This is a genomic window from Priestia sp. VA7 (genome assembly GCF_055710015.1).
Genome location: NZ_JBVQPN010000004.1, coordinates 234,610 through 249,756 on the forward strand (window position 1 = coordinate 234,610; position 15,147 = coordinate 249,756).

Annotated in this window: 16 protein-coding genes; 14 read left to right on the forward strand and 2 right to left on the reverse strand. The window is 38.0% G+C overall.

The genetic code is table 11. The annotated features are described in order from the left end of the window. Window positions 1-30 precede the first annotated feature (30 nt). The 10 genes from AC0C45_RS18990 (at window position 31) to AC0C45_RS19035 (ending at window position 10,257) form a co-directional block, all read left to right on the forward strand. Window positions 31-1,395 (forward strand): glycoside-pentoside-hexuronide (GPH):cation symporter, encoded by a 1,365-nt coding sequence (locus AC0C45_RS18990; protein WP_237893898.1) that lies wholly within the window; start codon window positions 31-33, stop codon window positions 1,393-1,395. A 117-nt stretch (window positions 1,396-1,512) separates the two neighbouring features. Next, entirely contained in the window at window positions 1,513-1,758 is a 246-nt protein-coding gene (locus tag AC0C45_RS18995; RefSeq protein ID WP_016763783.1) for a DUF2164 domain-containing protein, read from the forward strand. Window positions 1,759-2,000: 242 nt separating this feature from the next. Then, window positions 2,001-3,497 carry a CoA transferase gene (locus AC0C45_RS19000; protein ID WP_472928528.1) on the forward strand — a complete coding sequence of 499 codons (1,497 nt, stop codon included), beginning with the start codon at window positions 2,001-2,003 and terminating at the stop codon, window positions 3,495-3,497. Window positions 3,498-3,808: 311 nt separating this feature from the next. After that, on the forward strand, window positions 3,809-4,006 hold the full coding sequence (locus AC0C45_RS19005; protein WP_047931925.1) for an IDEAL domain-containing protein: 198 nt from the start codon (window positions 3,809-3,811) through the stop codon (window positions 4,004-4,006). A gap of 226 nt (window positions 4,007-4,232) precedes the next feature. Beyond that, on the forward strand, window positions 4,233-4,652 hold the full coding sequence (locus AC0C45_RS19010) for a universal stress protein (RefSeq protein ID WP_047931924.1): 420 nt from the start codon (window positions 4,233-4,235) through the stop codon (window positions 4,650-4,652). A 376-nt stretch (window positions 4,653-5,028) separates the two neighbouring features. Beyond that, the gene (locus AC0C45_RS19015) at window positions 5,029-6,405 is read left to right on the forward strand and encodes a sensor histidine kinase (protein ID WP_047931923.1); all 1,377 of its coding nucleotides are present in this window, start codon (window positions 5,029-5,031) and stop codon (window positions 6,403-6,405) included. A gap of 1 nt (window position 6,406) precedes the next feature. After that, complete coding sequence (locus AC0C45_RS19020) at window positions 6,407-7,087, forward strand: response regulator transcription factor (protein ID WP_237893900.1); 681 nt, start codon at window positions 6,407-6,409, stop codon at window positions 7,085-7,087. 113 nt (window positions 7,088-7,200) lie between these two features. Then, complete coding sequence (locus AC0C45_RS19025; protein ID WP_013056612.1) at window positions 7,201-7,533, forward strand: metal-sensitive transcriptional regulator; 333 nt, start codon at window positions 7,201-7,203, stop codon at window positions 7,531-7,533. Window positions 7,534-7,547: 14 nt separating this feature from the next. Continuing rightward, on the forward strand, window positions 7,548-7,754 hold the full coding sequence (copZ, locus tag AC0C45_RS19030) for a copper chaperone CopZ (RefSeq protein ID WP_013082796.1): 207 nt from the start codon (window positions 7,548-7,550) through the stop codon (window positions 7,752-7,754). Window positions 7,755-7,839: 85 nt separating this feature from the next. Next, window positions 7,840-10,257 (forward strand): heavy metal translocating P-type ATPase, encoded by a 2,418-nt coding sequence (locus AC0C45_RS19035; RefSeq protein ID WP_047931922.1) that lies wholly within the window; start codon window positions 7,840-7,842, stop codon window positions 10,255-10,257. 138 nt (window positions 10,258-10,395) lie between these two features. Here the strand turns inward: AC0C45_RS19035 and AC0C45_RS19040 are convergent, their stop codons facing one another. After that, window positions 10,396-10,824, reverse strand: a complete 429-nt coding sequence (locus AC0C45_RS19040; protein ID WP_047931921.1) for a hypothetical protein — start codon at window positions 10,822-10,824, stop codon at window positions 10,396-10,398. A gap of 228 nt (window positions 10,825-11,052) precedes the next feature. On the opposite strand from AC0C45_RS19040, the gene AC0C45_RS19045 reads away from it, so the two are divergent. The 4 genes from AC0C45_RS19045 (at window position 11,053) to AC0C45_RS19060 (ending at window position 14,116) form a co-directional block, all read left to right on the forward strand. After that, complete coding sequence (locus AC0C45_RS19045; RefSeq protein ID WP_472928534.1) at window positions 11,053-11,610, forward strand: YdhK family protein; 558 nt, start codon at window positions 11,053-11,055, stop codon at window positions 11,608-11,610. 329 nt (window positions 11,611-11,939) lie between these two features. Next, window positions 11,940-13,247 (forward strand): MFS transporter, encoded by a 1,308-nt coding sequence (locus AC0C45_RS19050; protein ID WP_034652800.1) that lies wholly within the window; start codon window positions 11,940-11,942, stop codon window positions 13,245-13,247. A gap of 294 nt (window positions 13,248-13,541) precedes the next feature. After that, window positions 13,542-13,721 carry a hypothetical protein gene (locus tag AC0C45_RS19055; protein WP_013082801.1) on the forward strand — a complete coding sequence of 60 codons (180 nt, stop codon included), beginning with the start codon at window positions 13,542-13,544 and terminating at the stop codon, window positions 13,719-13,721. A 74-nt stretch (window positions 13,722-13,795) separates the two neighbouring features. Next, on the forward strand, window positions 13,796-14,116 hold the full coding sequence (locus AC0C45_RS19060) for a 2Fe-2S iron-sulfur cluster-binding protein (protein WP_013082802.1): 321 nt from the start codon (window positions 13,796-13,798) through the stop codon (window positions 14,114-14,116). Between the two features lie 223 nt (window positions 14,117-14,339). On the opposite strand, the gene AC0C45_RS19065 is transcribed toward AC0C45_RS19060, so the two are convergent. Further along, window positions 14,340-14,906: a peptidoglycan-binding domain-containing protein gene (locus tag AC0C45_RS19065; protein WP_171777351.1), complete on the reverse strand. Its 567-nt coding sequence runs from the start codon at window positions 14,904-14,906 to the stop codon at window positions 14,340-14,342. Window positions 14,907-15,147 lie beyond the last annotated feature (241 nt).

Sequence of the window (15,147 nt, forward strand, 5' to 3'; positions counted from 1 at the left end):
GCGTTTTATAGGAGAAGGGAGTTAAGTTATATGAGCATGGGGGTACAGTCAAAAGTTTCTCTAAAAACCGTATTATCATACGGAATGGGGAGTTTTGGAAACAATATTATTTATGCATTAACAAGTACATATTTAATGATTTTTTATACGGATAGCGTAGGACTAAATGCTGCAGCCGTAGGAACTTTATTTCTTATTGCGAGAATATGGGATGGAATTGCAGACATTATTATCGGAATGATTGTTGATAATACAGAAACGAGATTTGGTAAGTTTAGGCCGTATCTTTTAATAGGCGGATTTTTTGCAGCAGTTGCTACAGTCGCGTGTTTTATTAGTCCTGATCTTTCTCATACAGGAAAATTAATTTACGCTTATATCACCTATATCGCATGGGGAACAAGCTTTGCTATTATGGATATTCCCTATTGGTCGCTTTCAGCAACGATTACACAAGATGTAAAAGAACGAAATAAAGTAGTGGCGTTTCCTAGAACCATTGCAGCAGTAGGGTCTTTATTTGCTAGTTTATTAACTCTTCCACTAGCTCATTATTTTGGAAACTGGTTTATACTTAGTCTTATTTATGCGTGTATCTTAATGATTACAATGATTATTACATTTTCAGGAGTAAAAGAAAACTATACCGTAAAAAGACAGGAAAAGCAGACGCCAAAAGCAGTTTGGAACTTATTTATTCAAAATAAACCGTTGCGTTATCTAATTTTCTCGATGCTTTTAGTTGAAACGATTTTAACAATTCGAACTACGTTTTCTATTTACTATTTTAAATACAATTTAAATGCAGAGAATATCGCGTCTCTTTATTTAACCTTATTTTTTACAGCACAAATTGTAGGAGCGATCGCGTCTCCTTTCATTTCAAACAAATTTGGAAAGAAACGCGCAGCAATAGGGGGAATTGCCCTAAATGCTGTAGCCACTCTTACAATGTTTGTAACCGGTTTTCACGTTATGCCTGTAATGATTTTAAGCTTTTTAGCTTCTTTCGGCGGTGGAGTTAGCAACATTGCTCAAACATCTATGCTCGCTGACTGTGTAGAATACGGAGAGTGGAAAACGGGGAACCGAGCGGAAGGAATGGTATTTTCTACGAATATTTTCAAAACAAAGGTTGCTTCAGCAGTGGGGGGAGCAGTAGGCGGGTACATCCTTTCAGCAGTAGGATACGTGCCAAATCAAATTCAGTCACACAGCACGCTCATTTGGATCGCTTTAATCTTTACAATCATTCCGGGGATTCTTTGCTTGTTATCACTTGTCCCACTGGCAAAATATGAGTTGACGGAAAAGAGATATTTAGAAATTTTACAAGATATGAAAAAGCGCTCAGGCCGCATAAAAGAAAAAACGGCTATGAAGGTGCCTAGCTAATTCAAATCAGCACAAGCATTGTACACAAAAACAACAAGAAAAAAAGACTGCATTTTCTCAGCTCCTCTTGCTATGATGTCAGGTAGACAGATATCAATGTAAAGAGGAGTTTTGTTTATGTTTATTAATTTTTCAAAAGAAGATAAAGATAAAATGCTGAATGAAATTCAAACGTTTTTTTATAACGAACGAGATGAAGAAATCAGTGAATTTGCTGCGGAAAATGTATTAGAGTTTATTAAAGAAAATATCGGCCCTCACTTTTATAACCAAGCAATTAAAGATGCAGAAGATATTATGAACCAAGTGATGCTTTCTGCAGAAGAAAACTTGCATGCATTAAAAAAACCAATCGAAAAGTAGTTCAAAAAAGAAAATATGAAGTAGGACAAAAGCGTTTTATGTAAAAAAACATAAAGCGCTTTTGTTTGTCTATGAAACAAATTATTTGTTCGCCTAAGTGATGTATGATACATTCGTTTTAAGATAATATTAACGTTAACGTAAAGGTTATATTAAAGTGCTTTGATTTAACTCGACGAGGGCATAACTTCAGCAAGCAGGGACATAATGAGGTAATTATATGAGGAAAGAAGGGGTTATACGTGAGCAACATTACGAAAGATCAGCTAACAAAATCTATTGTGAAAGCAAATGAAAATCGTTTAACGGATAATAGTGATTTTGATATCTATCAAGAGCTTGAAAATGTGCTTCAAGGAGCAGGTTTATCAGCAAAAGACAGTGGAGGAAACATTACGTTTTACGGAGAAGATCCGGTTGTTCCTAGTATGCTGCGCCTTGCCTCAGCAGCAGCTATTGCACTAGTTGCTAAATCAGTAGCTGTCTCAAAAATTTGGAGAATACGAGGCGGAAAAGGTCAAGATATTCATATGGATTTACGAAAAGCTATCCGAAGATTATCACCTTTTTACGATAAAAAATGGGAAAAGCTTAATGGGTACGCACCAAGTAAAGCAAATGATCCATATAACCCATTAGGCTTTCGCTTTTATCAAACAAAAGATGACAAATGGGTGATGCCGCTGAATCCATATCCACGCTCCAAGCATGAAACGCTAAAGCTGTTAAATGGTATAGAAGACCCTGATGCAGTGGCAAAAGAAATTCGCGGATGGAATGCAGAAGAATTAGAAAAAGCTGCAGCGGAGCGAGGAGTTATCATGCCTGTTGTGCGGACAATTGAAGAGTTTATGAATGAGTCCGTGTATGAAGAAGTAGCGCAGCTTCCTTTAATTGAAATTGAAAAGATTGGAGAAAGTGAGCCGATTCCTTTTTCAAAGAATCCTAAAACGCCGCTAGACGGTATTCGAGCATTAGGTCTTGGTCATGTTATTGCAGGAGCAGGATTTGGTCGAGCTCTCGCCTTACACGGTGCCGACGTCTTAAATATTTGGAAGCCAACGGATTGGGAGCATGATACGATTTACGCTACGTCTAATGTCGGAATGCGCTCTTCAACGCTGGATATCGGTGAAAAAGAAGGAAAAGAAAAAATGGTTGAAATGCTACAAGGAGCCGATATCTTTTTTGCGAACCATCGATACGGATTTCTAGAGAGATACGGTTTAACAGCTGAAGAGTGTGCCGAACTAAAACCAGGAATCATCCACTGTACCGTTAACCTGCACGGAACGCAAGGAGAGTGGGCGAAAAGAAATGGATTTGACCAAACAGCGGGAAGTGTAACGGGAGTCATGGCATTAGAAGGGTCGCCAGAAAATCCTAAGCTGCCTCCTATTGTAGTTGTCAATGATTATGCGGTTTCTTGGCTGCTTGAAGTCGGTGCTTTAATGGCACTAGAAAGAAGAGCAAAAGAAGGAGGCAGCTACCGCGTGCGTGTATCATTAGATCGTGTATCTTTATGGATTTTATCAATGGGCATCTATGACAAAACATACGCTCATCAAACAGCTGGTTCGTCAGAGAAGCATGAGTACATTGCACCGGATCTCTTTACAGCTCAAACACCTTTAGGATTGTACCAAGGGCTTACAGAACAAATCGAAATGTCGGAAACTCCAGGGGAATATAAGACGGTTCTCGTTCCTCGAGGTTCTTCATGCCCAGAGTGGTTGTGATATCAAGAGGCTGAGACAAAAGTATTTTAGTGGAAAGAAAATCCGAACAATGAATCGAGATTCTTGATAAAGGATCCAACTCGTTCGGATTTTTTTGTTATTGTGATGAACGTAGGTTTCGTTTATGTGGGTCGGTGCTTCTAGCGGTTCAGCTCATGTATCCAATTTGTTTGTCTTTAGATTGAATTGATTTCGTTATGTCTTAATCTCGGTTTTTGGGGGTCAAATTTAAAATGAAAAATAAGAAAAAATATTTGAATAATTATATGATTTCTTATATAATAGCGAAAAGGATGAGGAGTTGACTTGTAATGGAAAACTATACGTCCCGCAAAATGACACGAGAAGAAATAAAAGTATCAGACGCGACAGCAGCTCAACTAGTGCTAAACAAATCTCTTCGTGACTTTAAAAAAGCACAGCTTTTACTGCAAATTGATCAGTCGTTAGAAAAAAGAGATAAAGAAACTTTTTTACGTTTAACTGAAGAGTTAAAAGAAGTTTGTTAAATAACCTACTAACATAAACAATCAGCCTTTGCTTCTAGTGAGCAAAGGCTTTTTATATGGAAAAAAACGGATAAATGTTTTGTTTTTTCTGAAAGCGGTAAAAGTATAGTATGGATGATAAAGCAAAAATCAAGAAGTCTCTTACTTTATTATTTTTTGCTTTATCATCTACAGCATCTAGATAGTAATACATCACGAAAGAACAAAAAGAGAGAGGGTTCTTTATATGTATAACAAAATTTTAGTCGCCTTTGATGGCTCCGCACCTTCTATTCGTGCTCTTCAACATGCAAGTAAACTAGCTAAAAGCGTAAATGCTAATAAGCTGACAATTGTACATATTAAGGAAAAAATTCACTTGCAGCAGCCTGTTTTTAGCGTTGACTTAGACGCACTGATAGAAGAAGAAAACCGCGATATTTTATCTGAAGCTCACAATCATTTAACTCAATCAGGTATTCCATATGAGGCATACGGTTTAGAAGGCACAGCTTCAAAGAAAATTATCGAATACGCAAGTGACAATCAACAAGACGTCATTGTAATAGGAAGCCAGGGAAAGGGCTTTGTTAAAGAGACCTTTTTAGGAAGTGTAAGTCACGAAGTTGCTCAATCCGCAGAATGTCCTGTTATCATTGTTAAATAAAAAGAGACTGGGACAAAAGTATTTTAGTTAAAGGAAATCCGAACGATGAAGTGAGATTCTTGATGGAGAATCCAACTCGTTCGGATTTTTTGTTGATTTTATTGATATGGTGAACGTAGGTTTCCTGTATATAGGTGCTTCTAGCTGTGGATTGGAGAGATTTCGTTATGTCTCCACTTTTTTTGCGTTTGGATTATGTAGTGCTGCGTGCTTAGTGAGCTCGAAATTTACGGTATGATAAACGTACTTTATACGCTAAGCTGTCAGATACCTGTGGTAAACTGTCAGAGAATAATAGTTATTCAATCATATATGCTTTATTCTGCACAGTTTCTTCAATTATTACTTCTATAATGAAAGCAAAGGATGTGAATAAATGAATAGACTTTCTATTAAGCTTGGACTCTTGTTTTTAATGTTCATTTTACTAATTGAAGCGGCTCTCTTTTTTTACTTATATAGCGGTCTTGCCAACACACGAATTTCGGAGGAATTAGAAAGTTTGCGTTTAAGAGGAAACAGTCACCGGGAAGTATTAGAGAAGCATCATGATTCGGCTACGCTTAACCATGTTGCACTGATGGAATCTGAAGCAGAAACTGATGTTGTCATAACAGATAAGACAGGAAAAATTATCAGTTCGTCTCGGCCTTTAATTCAAGGTGCAAGAAAAGCAGTAGAGAAATGGAAAGGAAAGTCTCTTACATACAAAGGTGAAATTATGCAAGGCGACTGGAAAAGCAAACCTTATATCGCCACAGCATCACCTATTAAAAAAGGCCGTCAGCAGTTCGGAACGGTTTATATGTTCAAAAACACAAATGATATTCACGAAATGATTGCGAGACTACAGCATCATTTTTACGTAGCGGGAGCTGTTTCCATTTTATTTTCAATTGTGACTATTTTTGCTCTGTCTAAATTTATAACCGCTCCTTTAATCAAGATGAAAAAAGCAACAGAGAAGCTGAGTCAAGGGGATTTGTCTGTAAAGCTTGGTGCTCATTCAAGAGATGAACTTGGACAATTAGGAATGTCCATTCAGTCGCTAGCAAATGAGCTGCAGCGGTTACGAAAAGAGAGAAATGAATTTTTAAGCAGCATTTCACATGAACTTCAAACTCCTTTGATGTATTTAAAGGGATACGCAGACGTTGCTAGAAGGCCTTCTAATACACCGCAAGAACATGATAAATATCTTGCTATTGTGGAAGAAGAAGCGGAAAGAATTTCACAGTTAGTCAAAGATTTGTTTCAGCTGGCGCAGCTGGATCAGCATACGTTTTTTATTCAAAAACAAAAAGTAGAACTGGCTACGTATTTGCACACCATATGCGCGCATTTTCATTTAGCTTTAAAAGAAAAAGAGATGGATCTGGACATAAGCTGCTCTCAAGGTCTTTACATTTTACTAGATCCTGAAAGATTTCAGCAAGTGATTATCAATTTACTTGATAACGCAATGAAATATTCAAAAGAAGGGACTAAAATTGATTTGATTGTAAAAAAATCAGCTGAATCATTGACAATAACTCTTAAAGATCAAGGAATAGGCATTCCAGAACAAGATCTGCCTTACGTATTTGACAAGCTATATCGAGTGGAAAAATCTCGCTCGAGAAAAAGCGGAGGATACGGATTAGGCTTATCAATTGTAAAGGAGATTGTAGAAGCTCATGGAGGAGAGATAACAATCATAAGCGAGAGGGGAAAAGGAACGACCGTAGAGATTGTATTAAGAGAGGATGGATAGGATGGCCACTATTTTATTAGTAGATGATGAAGCAAGGATGCTGGATTTACTAGAACTTTATCTGCTGCCAAACGGATTTACATGTATAAAATTTGAAAGGGGCACAGAAGCGCTGCGCTATCTTTATGAAGGTAACAAAGCAGATTTGATGTTATTAGATATTATGATGCCAAGCGAAGATGGGTGGGAGATTTGTCAAAAAGTAAGAAAAATGTCTGATCTACCGGTCATTATGCTCACAGCCCGCAGCCAAACGTTAGATGTAGTAAAAGGATTAAATATAGGGGCAGACGACTATATTACTAAACCGTTTAGCGAAGAAGAATTGGTTGCACGCATCAACGCGGTTCTTAGACGTTCCTTAAAAGAAAAGAATGAAATCACCTATAAAGGCTTAGTATGGAGCAAGGAAGACCACGTATTACAATATAAAAATCAGTACATTCAAGTGACCCCTAAAGAGTTTGAATTAGTGGGATTACTTCTTCAGCATTTAAATCGTGTGTTCAGCCGGGACGACTTGCTTGTGTTAGTGTGGGGATATGAGGCTGAGATTGGAGATCGTACTATTGACTCTCACGTGCGAAATGTTCGGGATAAGCTTAGAAAAGCGGGTTTTCCTGTAGACGAATACCTGCAAACCGTATGGGGAATAGGCTATAAGTGGGTTGATGTTAGTTGAAAATGATATGAGCATAGCTATCGAAATTGGTGAAAAGATAAAGTAAGCGACCTTTTCCCTTTACATAGGGTAGGGGGGTATAGTATGATGAAGTCATGAAGGGAGGATGTTAGATGGTCGAAGCGAATCACATGAACAGTGAAGAAAAATGTTGTACGATAAATAGTGAAAGAAAAAGTCACCATTCTCCAGAAGTGAAAAAAAATCTAACAAGCCGATTAAATCGAATTGAAGGACAAATTCGAGGAATTAAAGGATTAATCGAAAAAGATACGTATTGTGACGACGTGATTACTCAAATCGCAGCTGCGCAGTCTGCTTTAAATAGTGTAAGTAAAATTTTGCTTGAAGGTCACTTGAAGCATTGCATTGTAGAACGTGTGCAAGATGGTGATGAAGAAGTAGTGGATGAATTATTAACAACCATTAAACGATTAATGAAATAAAGGAGATGCTAAAAATGGAAAACGTAACATTATCGGTACAAGGAATGTCTTGCGGTCATTGCGTCAAAGCTGTTGAAGGCGGCGTAGGCGAACTTAATGGCGTTAAAAGCGTAGAAGTAAGCTTAGAAGATGCAAAAGTAACAGTTGCATTTGATCCAAGTCAAGTAACGGTCGAAGATATTAAAGAAGCTATCGATGACCAAGGTTATGACGTAGCATAAACAGCATCGCGTGCGAATACCTTCGCACGCTTGATTTAGGAAAAATATATACCCCTAATAGGTATATAACAGGAGGCGAAGCGTGATGAGTGACAAACAAAAAGAAGCCACCTTGCAAATTACGGGTATGACATGTGCAGCGTGTTCTAACCGAATTGAAAAAGGATTAAAAAAAATAGAAGGTGTAAAAGAAGCAAACGTAAATTTGGCTTTGGAAAGATCTACTATCATATTTGATCCGTCTAAAACAAGTCCACAGGCCTTTGAAGAAAAAATCGAAAAGCTTGGGTACGGAGTTGTAAGTGAAAAAGTCGAATTTGCTATTACGGGCATGACGTGCGCCGCTTGTTCGACTCGTATTGAAAAAGGGTTAAACAAATTAGAAGGCGTGACAAAGGCAAGTGTTAACCTTGCTTTAGAAACGGCTTCTGTTGAATACAGCCCTTCTCAAATAGCTCCGCAAGATATAACGCAGCGAGTTGAAAAGCTTGGATACGGAGCAAAGCTAAAGTCGGAAGAAAAAGAAGAAGAGCAAAGCTATAGAGAAAAAGAACTGAGTAAACAAAAAGGGAAATTTTGGTTTTCGTTTATTTTAAGCGTACCGTTATTATGGGCAATGGTTAGTCATTTTACGTTTACGTCGTTTATTCCTTTACCTCATATGCTGATGAATCCATGGGTTCAGCTCGCTTTAGCTACGCCTGTTCAATTCGTGGTAGGGAAGCAATTTTATGTAGGCGCATTTAAAGCTCTGCGTAACAAAAGTGCCAACATGGATGTTTTAGTAGCACTAGGCACAAGCGCAGCTTATTTTTACAGTCTATACTTTTCTCTTAAATCACTGGGGTCATCTGCTCATACGAATCAGCTTTACTATGAAACGAGCGCTATATTGATTACGCTGATTCTTTTAGGGAAATTATTTGAAGCAAACGCCAAAGGCCGTTCTTCAGAGGCAATTAAAAAGATGATGGGCTTACAGGCTAAAACGGCCGTTGTCATAAGAGACGGAGCGGAAGTTGAAATTCCAGTGGAAGAAGTCCAAAAAGGCGAAGTTATTTTTATTAAGCCTGGTGAAAAAGTGCCTGTAGACGGAGAGATTATTGAAGGGCAATCGGCCTTAGATGAGTCCATGCTGACAGGTGAAAGTGTACCGGTAGATAAAAACATTGGAGATAAAGTAATTGGAGCTACACTCAATAAAAATGGTTTTCTAAAAATAAAAGCTACAAACGTTGGCAGGGAGACGGCGCTTGCGCAAATTATTAAAGTAGTAGAAGAAGCGCAGGGTTCTAAAGCGCCTATTCAGCGATTAGCTGATTATATCTCAGGTATATTCGTGCCAATTGTAGTCGGAATTGCACTTCTTACTTTCTTTGTTTGGTATATTTGGATTGCGCCTGGCGAATTTGCACCGGCTTTAGAAAAGCTTATTGCCGTATTAGTGATTGCATGTCCATGCGCGTTAGGCTTAGCTACTCCAACTTCCATTATGGCGGGGTCGGGCCGCGCAGCAGAATTTGGTATTTTGTTTAAAGGCGGCGAGCATTTAGAAGCAACGCATAAAATCGATACGATTCTTTTAGATAAAACGGGAACTGTTACAAATGGAACTCCCGAGTTAACCGATGTACGTATTGCACAAGGCTACGAAGAAAATGAGCTATTGCAGTTAGTTGCATCGGCTGAGCGTTTGTCGGAGCATCCTCTCGCTCAAGCACTCGTAGCAGGTATAAAAAATAAAGGTATAGAGATTCAAGATCCGTTATCTTTTGAAGCTATTCCAGGGTATGGAGTGAAAGCAACTGTACAAGAGCGAAAGCTGTTAGTGGGAACAAGAAAGCTTATGAATCAACATAAAGTGAATATTGATACAGCCTTAGAAGAAATGACAAATTTAGAACGAGAAGGAAAAACGGCTATGCTCGTTGCTCTTGACGGAAAGTATGCCGGCATGCTTGCTGTCGCAGATACCATTAAAGCAACTTCTAAAGAAGCAGTTTCCAGGTTAAAAGAAATGGGCTTAGAAGTGATGATGATTACAGGTGATAATCGTCAAACAGCTCAGGCTATTGGGATGCAAGCGGGTATTGAGCACGTTATAGCAGAAGTGTTGCCAGAAGGCAAAGCAGAAGAAGTGAAAAAGCTTCAGCAGCAAGGTAAAAAAGTCGCAATGGTAGGAGACGGTATTAATGATGCTCCTGCACTTGCGCTAGCTGATATTGGAATGGCCATCGGAACAGGAACGGATGTAGCGATGGAAGCCGCTGATATTACGCTGATGCGAGGAGACTTGATGAGCATTGCAGATGCGATTGAAATGAGTAGAAAAACGATTTCTAATATTAAGCAAAATTTATTCTGGGCAATGGGCTACAACACGCTTGGTATTCCAATTGCAGCAGTTGGGCTGTTAGCCCCTTGGGTCGCTGGAGCCGCGATGGCCTTTAGTTCTGTATCGGTTGTATTAAATGCACTGCGATTGCAGAGAGTGAGGCTATAAGATATGAAAAAATGGATCGTCTCAGCTATTTTGTACGTGCTCGCAGTCATAGCAGTATATGCTATTTGGGCAATATAAACTAAAAAATATTAGAGTCATCGAGTCATTCTCGGTGAAAGTGATCTAAAAGCAAAGCTGCTAAAGAATATTCTTTAGCAGCTTTGTTAAGTGCAAGGAATTTTTTTGATTCAATTCATACCCTTTAAGATGAAGGTCTTCTGGGTGTTTTTGCTGAGCAATTAACACATCACGTCCATCATCCATAATCCAAATGAAATAATGACGGCTAGAACCATCTCCATAGGTAATGGTCATTTTGCAATCGATGCTTCCAGCAGATTCTTCATCTAAGAGAAGTTTCATATGCTGCGCTTTTTTTATACTGTTAGTGAATGCATTCATATCTTGTTCATCGATAAATGTTTTGAGCGTTTTCATTTTAATGGACGTTACTTCTATTTTTTGTACGCTAGATGAGAGAGTGGAGTGTGCGGAAGCAAAAGGGGCTCCCATCACCAAGCTAAACGCAAGTAACAGTGAGGACAGAGCAAAGCGTATTTTTAGCATGTTTCTTTCCTCCTTTTATTTTTATATTTTTTCCTTATGGTAAGTGATTCATACGAGGGCCTTTTTTAGGCACAGGAATTATTCGTGCCCAATTACCTTCATCTTCACAAAATCTGCACAAATTCTGGCTACAATAAAGAAAAGAAGAAGAGTAGGCAAAGGTAAGTTGTTTCTAATGATTAAATGATTTTTATTTTAAAGTTTATTATGTGGAAAAGAGGGACTGTTATGAAAAAACAGCTATTTATTCTTGGGGCATCTGTCATTATTGGACTAAGCGGATGCGGAAACGATTCTAGTCATGAAAAGCCTTCAGCTGACAAAAATGAATCCGTGCACGATCACTCAGAGATGAATCACTCTAGTTCAGGAGAGGTTCCAAAAGGATTAAAAAAAGCAGAGAATCCAACATATAAAGTTGGAGATAAAGCCGTTATAAAAGCAGATCATATGAAAGGCATGAACGGGGCTGAAGCAACGATTGTTGGTGCTTACGACACTACGGCCTATACCGTTTCGTATACGCCAAAGACTGGCGGAAAAAAAGTGAAAAATCATAAGTGGGTTATTCAAGAAGAAATAAAAGGTGCGGGTAACGAGCAGTTAAAGCCAGGTAGCGAAGTAACGCTTGAAGCAGATCATATGAAAGGTATGAAAGGTGCAAAAGCAACGATTGATTCAGCCGAAAAAACAACGGTATACATGGTAGACTACGCACCGACTACAGGCGGAGAGAAAGTAAAAAATCACAAGTGGGTAACCGAAAGTGAACTTTCAGCCAAATAGACTGTTAGTGAAAAAAGAGGCTAGTACAAAAGTGTTTTAGGTGAAGGAAGATCCGAACGATGAATCGAGATTCTTGATTGAGAATCTCGATTCATCGTTCGGATTTTTTCGTTGTTATGGTGAATGTAGGTGGTTGCTTCTAGCTGTAGTTTGGATTGATTTTTTTATGACTCAATCTCTTTTTGTTTACTTCTTGTTTTATGTTTTATCATGAGGGATTTCTTGCATGATGGATGAAGAAAACGCATGTTTCTTTCAAAAGAAGTTGTGGTATTAAGTAGAATGCTACGGTAATAAAACGAACAAACTACTGATGAAAGGAGCTAGCTATGAGTGAACATACAGTAAAGCGAACAGGACGCACACGATGGTTCATTTCATCTTTGTTAAGCAGTATGATTATTTTAAATTATTTTGATCGTGTAGCGGTGTCAGTGGCCGCTCCTGCAATACAAGATGCATTTCACTTAACGGGAACAGAGCTCGGAATTGTCTTTTCTATTTATACGTATTCTTATACGATCATGCAAATACCTGCCGGAAGCTTGCTTGATCGGTTCGGAGTAGCATGGGTAACAAGAGTGGGTATGGTGATTTGGAGTTTATTAACGATGTCCATGGCATTTTTGCAAGGAAAACTTCTTCTCTATATCGTTCGATTTTTAATAGGAATAATGAGTGCTTCAGCTTTTCCAGCAGCGTCGAAAGCTACGTCTCTATGGTTTCCTCCAAACGAAAGAAGCTTGCCAAATTCTTTGTTTGATTCAGCGGCAAAATTTTCAAATGTACTTGGCGCGCCTCTTGTGGCATTTCTCATCACTAAATTTGATTGGCGCACAGCATTTTTATCCATTGGAATGATAAACGTGCTGTTTACGCTGCTGTTTTGGTTTTATTACGAAAAACCAGAAAAGCATAGACGCATATCAGATGATGAGCTGAAGTATATTCAAGAAAATAATTTAAATGCGAACGATGAACAAACATCAAAATTTTTACATACCTTAAAAGTATTATTTACAAATCGAAAAGTTTGGGGGCTAATGATTGGGTTTACAGGCTATGGATATACGTTTAATTTACTGTTAACGTGGCTGCCAACTTTTTTAAAAGAGAAATACGGCATGGATATCATGTCATCGGGTCTGCTTACGGCAGTCCCTTGGCTAATTGCTACATTTGCTGGCATTTTAGTTGGCGGTTGGCTTGTTGATTACCTCATAAAAAAAGGATATAACAGTCAAAAAGTATATCGCACGATCATTGTTGTAGGATTATGCTTAGGGTTTGTTTTTTTAGGTTCTATTTTCACCAATAGTGTTGTAGTAGCGATGATTTGTATCTCGATTGGACTGGCAGGTATATCTGCAACGGCACCAATCGGCTGGTCAATTTCTGCTGAAATTGCGCCTGCAGGCTCCATTTCTCTTCTCAGTTCTATTGTTAATTTAGCTAATAATTTGTTTGGTGGAATTATAGCTACAGCTTTAACGGGATATCTTTTGGATAAAACCGGTTCTTTTAATCTAAGCTTTATTGTAGCGGGAATTGTATTGTTGCTAGGCTTAATTTTTTATATTTATGTGTTGGGAGATATTAAACAAATTAAAATTCCAAAAAAACAAAGTACGAAGTAAAACCTCATGACTCGCTATGGGGTTTTACTTTTGATTATAAATAACGACCTTGCTCATGCACTTAGTGATGTGAAAAAGTCTAGTCTTCTGATCTGATGCTATTAAAAGGAGAAACAAGATGAATTGGTTTGTTTGAAACGTATGATAGGGACTTGTTTTAAAACAGAATTGTTGGTATAGCATGTTCTTAAAAAGGTTAAGATGATTTTTATGAAGAAATTCTGTGTCTATTTTTGTGATTTCAGCAGAAGTAGATATGAACCGCACTATAAAAAAATAGAAAGGCAGAGGAACATGAATCATAAAGAAAGTGAAAACAATACTGAGTTAAATCAAAGTCATTTGTTAAAGGAGCCTCAACGTATAGAATTATCTAAGTATCAAATTTTAAAAGCACTGATACCTGTTATTATACTTGGGATTGTCGTTTTAGTTGCCGTATTACAAAATGATGGTCTTCTTAATTGGATTTAGGCATGCAATAAAAAGAAACTGCATATAGTGTAATTCAAATCGCTTGTACACAGTAGAGGGAAAGAGGGAGATACATGCCAAGAGTAACCGTTTTAGGATACGGAAGTTTTGAAGTGGCAAAAGGAAAAAAGCTTGTCTTGGCACTCGAAGACAACGGTATAAATATTCTTCATCGATGCGGCGGGAAAGCTAAATGCACGACTTGCAGGGTAGAAGTGCTTGAAGGTGAATATTGTGATTTAACACACGCAGAGAAAAATGCATACTCAGAAAGTTCAATTGAAGATCACTTGCGCTTATCATGTCAAATTCGTGTAAATGAAGATATCACCGTTCGGCCCATATTAACGGTAGAGAACTCAGGACGAGAAGCAGGACCTCGACCCGCAGAGTAGTCCTGTAATCGCAAAAAGCAGCGTGTAGAATGTTCAATATGCTGCTTTTTTCATTTTTGTTAAAAAATAACAAGAACAGCTACGGGGAGAAAAAGCTGTTCTTGTTCAAGTAAAATACCTACGGAATGATTCCTTTAAATTTCAGCATTCTGTAAGAGAAATAGTAAATCACTCAAAAGAGTGATTATGAAGGCTTTTTTCGAACCGTTATTTGTAAATAGGTTTAATTGGATGCTTCAATCACATCTCCATTCTTGTAAATATGATACCACCCTATGGTACCTGATCCGCCTTGATCCATCCAGTCTTTGTTTTTTGCTACGAATCTGTAGTAAGCTTTATCGTTGTTATCTTTCCGTAAGCGGTCGTCTGTACTGAAGACAATGTTGTCACCGAGTTCTTTTTTACCGAATGTAATAGCTGTGCTGACAGGAAATTGCTTTCTTTCTACCTTGTTCTCATCTAAAGATGCCCATGTTAAGGGGCCAACAATACCATCTGGAGACAAGCTGTGATCGGTTTGAAATTCTTTTACTACGTTTTGTGTCTGCGTACCGAAAATTCCATCAACTGATGTGTTATACTTCACATCTTTTAAGCTTTGCTGTAAGTCCTTTACGTAGCTAGAGTGAGAACCTTTACGAAGCGTAGGCCTTGTTTCTGCTTTAGTTTCAATTTTTTGTGAGTAGGTATCTTTAGCAGCTGCTTCAGTAGTTGGAGTGCTGAATGCTACGCATGTTGTTACAAGGGTGAGAGTAGAAAGCATGACAAGTGTTTTTTTCGTTAACATGAAATAACCTCCTTGTTTTTAGCAACTATTTGTCGCTTTTCATGAGTTTTATAACTAATCAGTAGCTATAAAGTCAATTTATTATAGCGCAGACAGTTTTCTATTTGTTTTTATATTCCTATGATTATATAAGATAGTCATAAAAAACTAGTGAAGTAGATAAATCGTTCTATGTTTTCACTATAATTTCATTTTTCTCTGGTACAGTACGGAAGGAAAAAACAGCAGGTTTGAGCGTCTT

What these genes read in the sequence shown, in the direction of transcription:
- AC0C45_RS18990 (WP_237893898.1), top strand. Translation starts at nt 31, where the DNA reads ATGAGCATGGGGGTACAGTCAAAAGTTTCTCTAAAAACCGTATTATCA.
- AC0C45_RS19055 (WP_013082801.1), top strand. Translation starts at nt 13,542, where the DNA reads ATGAATCATAAAGAAAGTGAAAACAATACTGAGTTAAATCAAAGTCAT.
- AC0C45_RS19025 (WP_013056612.1), top strand. Translation starts at nt 7,201, where the DNA reads ATGGTCGAAGCGAATCACATGAACAGTGAAGAAAAATGTTGTACGATA.
- copZ (WP_013082796.1), top strand. Translation starts at nt 7,548, where the DNA reads ATGGAAAACGTAACATTATCGGTACAAGGAATGTCTTGCGGTCATTGC.
- AC0C45_RS18995 (WP_016763783.1), top strand. Translation starts at nt 1,513, where the DNA reads ATGTTTATTAATTTTTCAAAAGAAGATAAAGATAAAATGCTGAATGAA.
- AC0C45_RS19045 (WP_472928534.1), top strand. Translation starts at nt 11,053, where the DNA reads ATGAAAAAACAGCTATTTATTCTTGGGGCATCTGTCATTATTGGACTA.
- AC0C45_RS19050 (WP_034652800.1), top strand. Translation starts at nt 11,940, where the DNA reads ATGAGTGAACATACAGTAAAGCGAACAGGACGCACACGATGGTTCATT.
- AC0C45_RS19015 (WP_047931923.1), top strand. Translation starts at nt 5,029, where the DNA reads ATGAATAGACTTTCTATTAAGCTTGGACTCTTGTTTTTAATGTTCATT.
- AC0C45_RS19020 (WP_237893900.1), top strand. Translation starts at nt 6,407, where the DNA reads ATGGCCACTATTTTATTAGTAGATGATGAAGCAAGGATGCTGGATTTA.
- AC0C45_RS19060 (WP_013082802.1), top strand. Translation starts at nt 13,796, where the DNA reads ATGCCAAGAGTAACCGTTTTAGGATACGGAAGTTTTGAAGTGGCAAAA.
- AC0C45_RS19065 (WP_171777351.1), bottom strand. Translation starts at nt 14,906, where the DNA reads ATGTTAACGAAAAAAACACTTGTCATGCTTTCTACTCTCACCCTTGTA.
- AC0C45_RS19035 (WP_047931922.1), top strand. Translation starts at nt 7,840, where the DNA reads ATGAGTGACAAACAAAAAGAAGCCACCTTGCAAATTACGGGTATGACA.
- AC0C45_RS19040 (WP_047931921.1), bottom strand. Translation starts at nt 10,824, where the DNA reads ATGCTAAAAATACGCTTTGCTCTGTCCTCACTGTTACTTGCGTTTAGC.
- AC0C45_RS19010 (WP_047931924.1), top strand. Translation starts at nt 4,233, where the DNA reads ATGTATAACAAAATTTTAGTCGCCTTTGATGGCTCCGCACCTTCTATT.
- AC0C45_RS19005 (WP_047931925.1), top strand. Translation starts at nt 3,809, where the DNA reads ATGGAAAACTATACGTCCCGCAAAATGACACGAGAAGAAATAAAAGTA.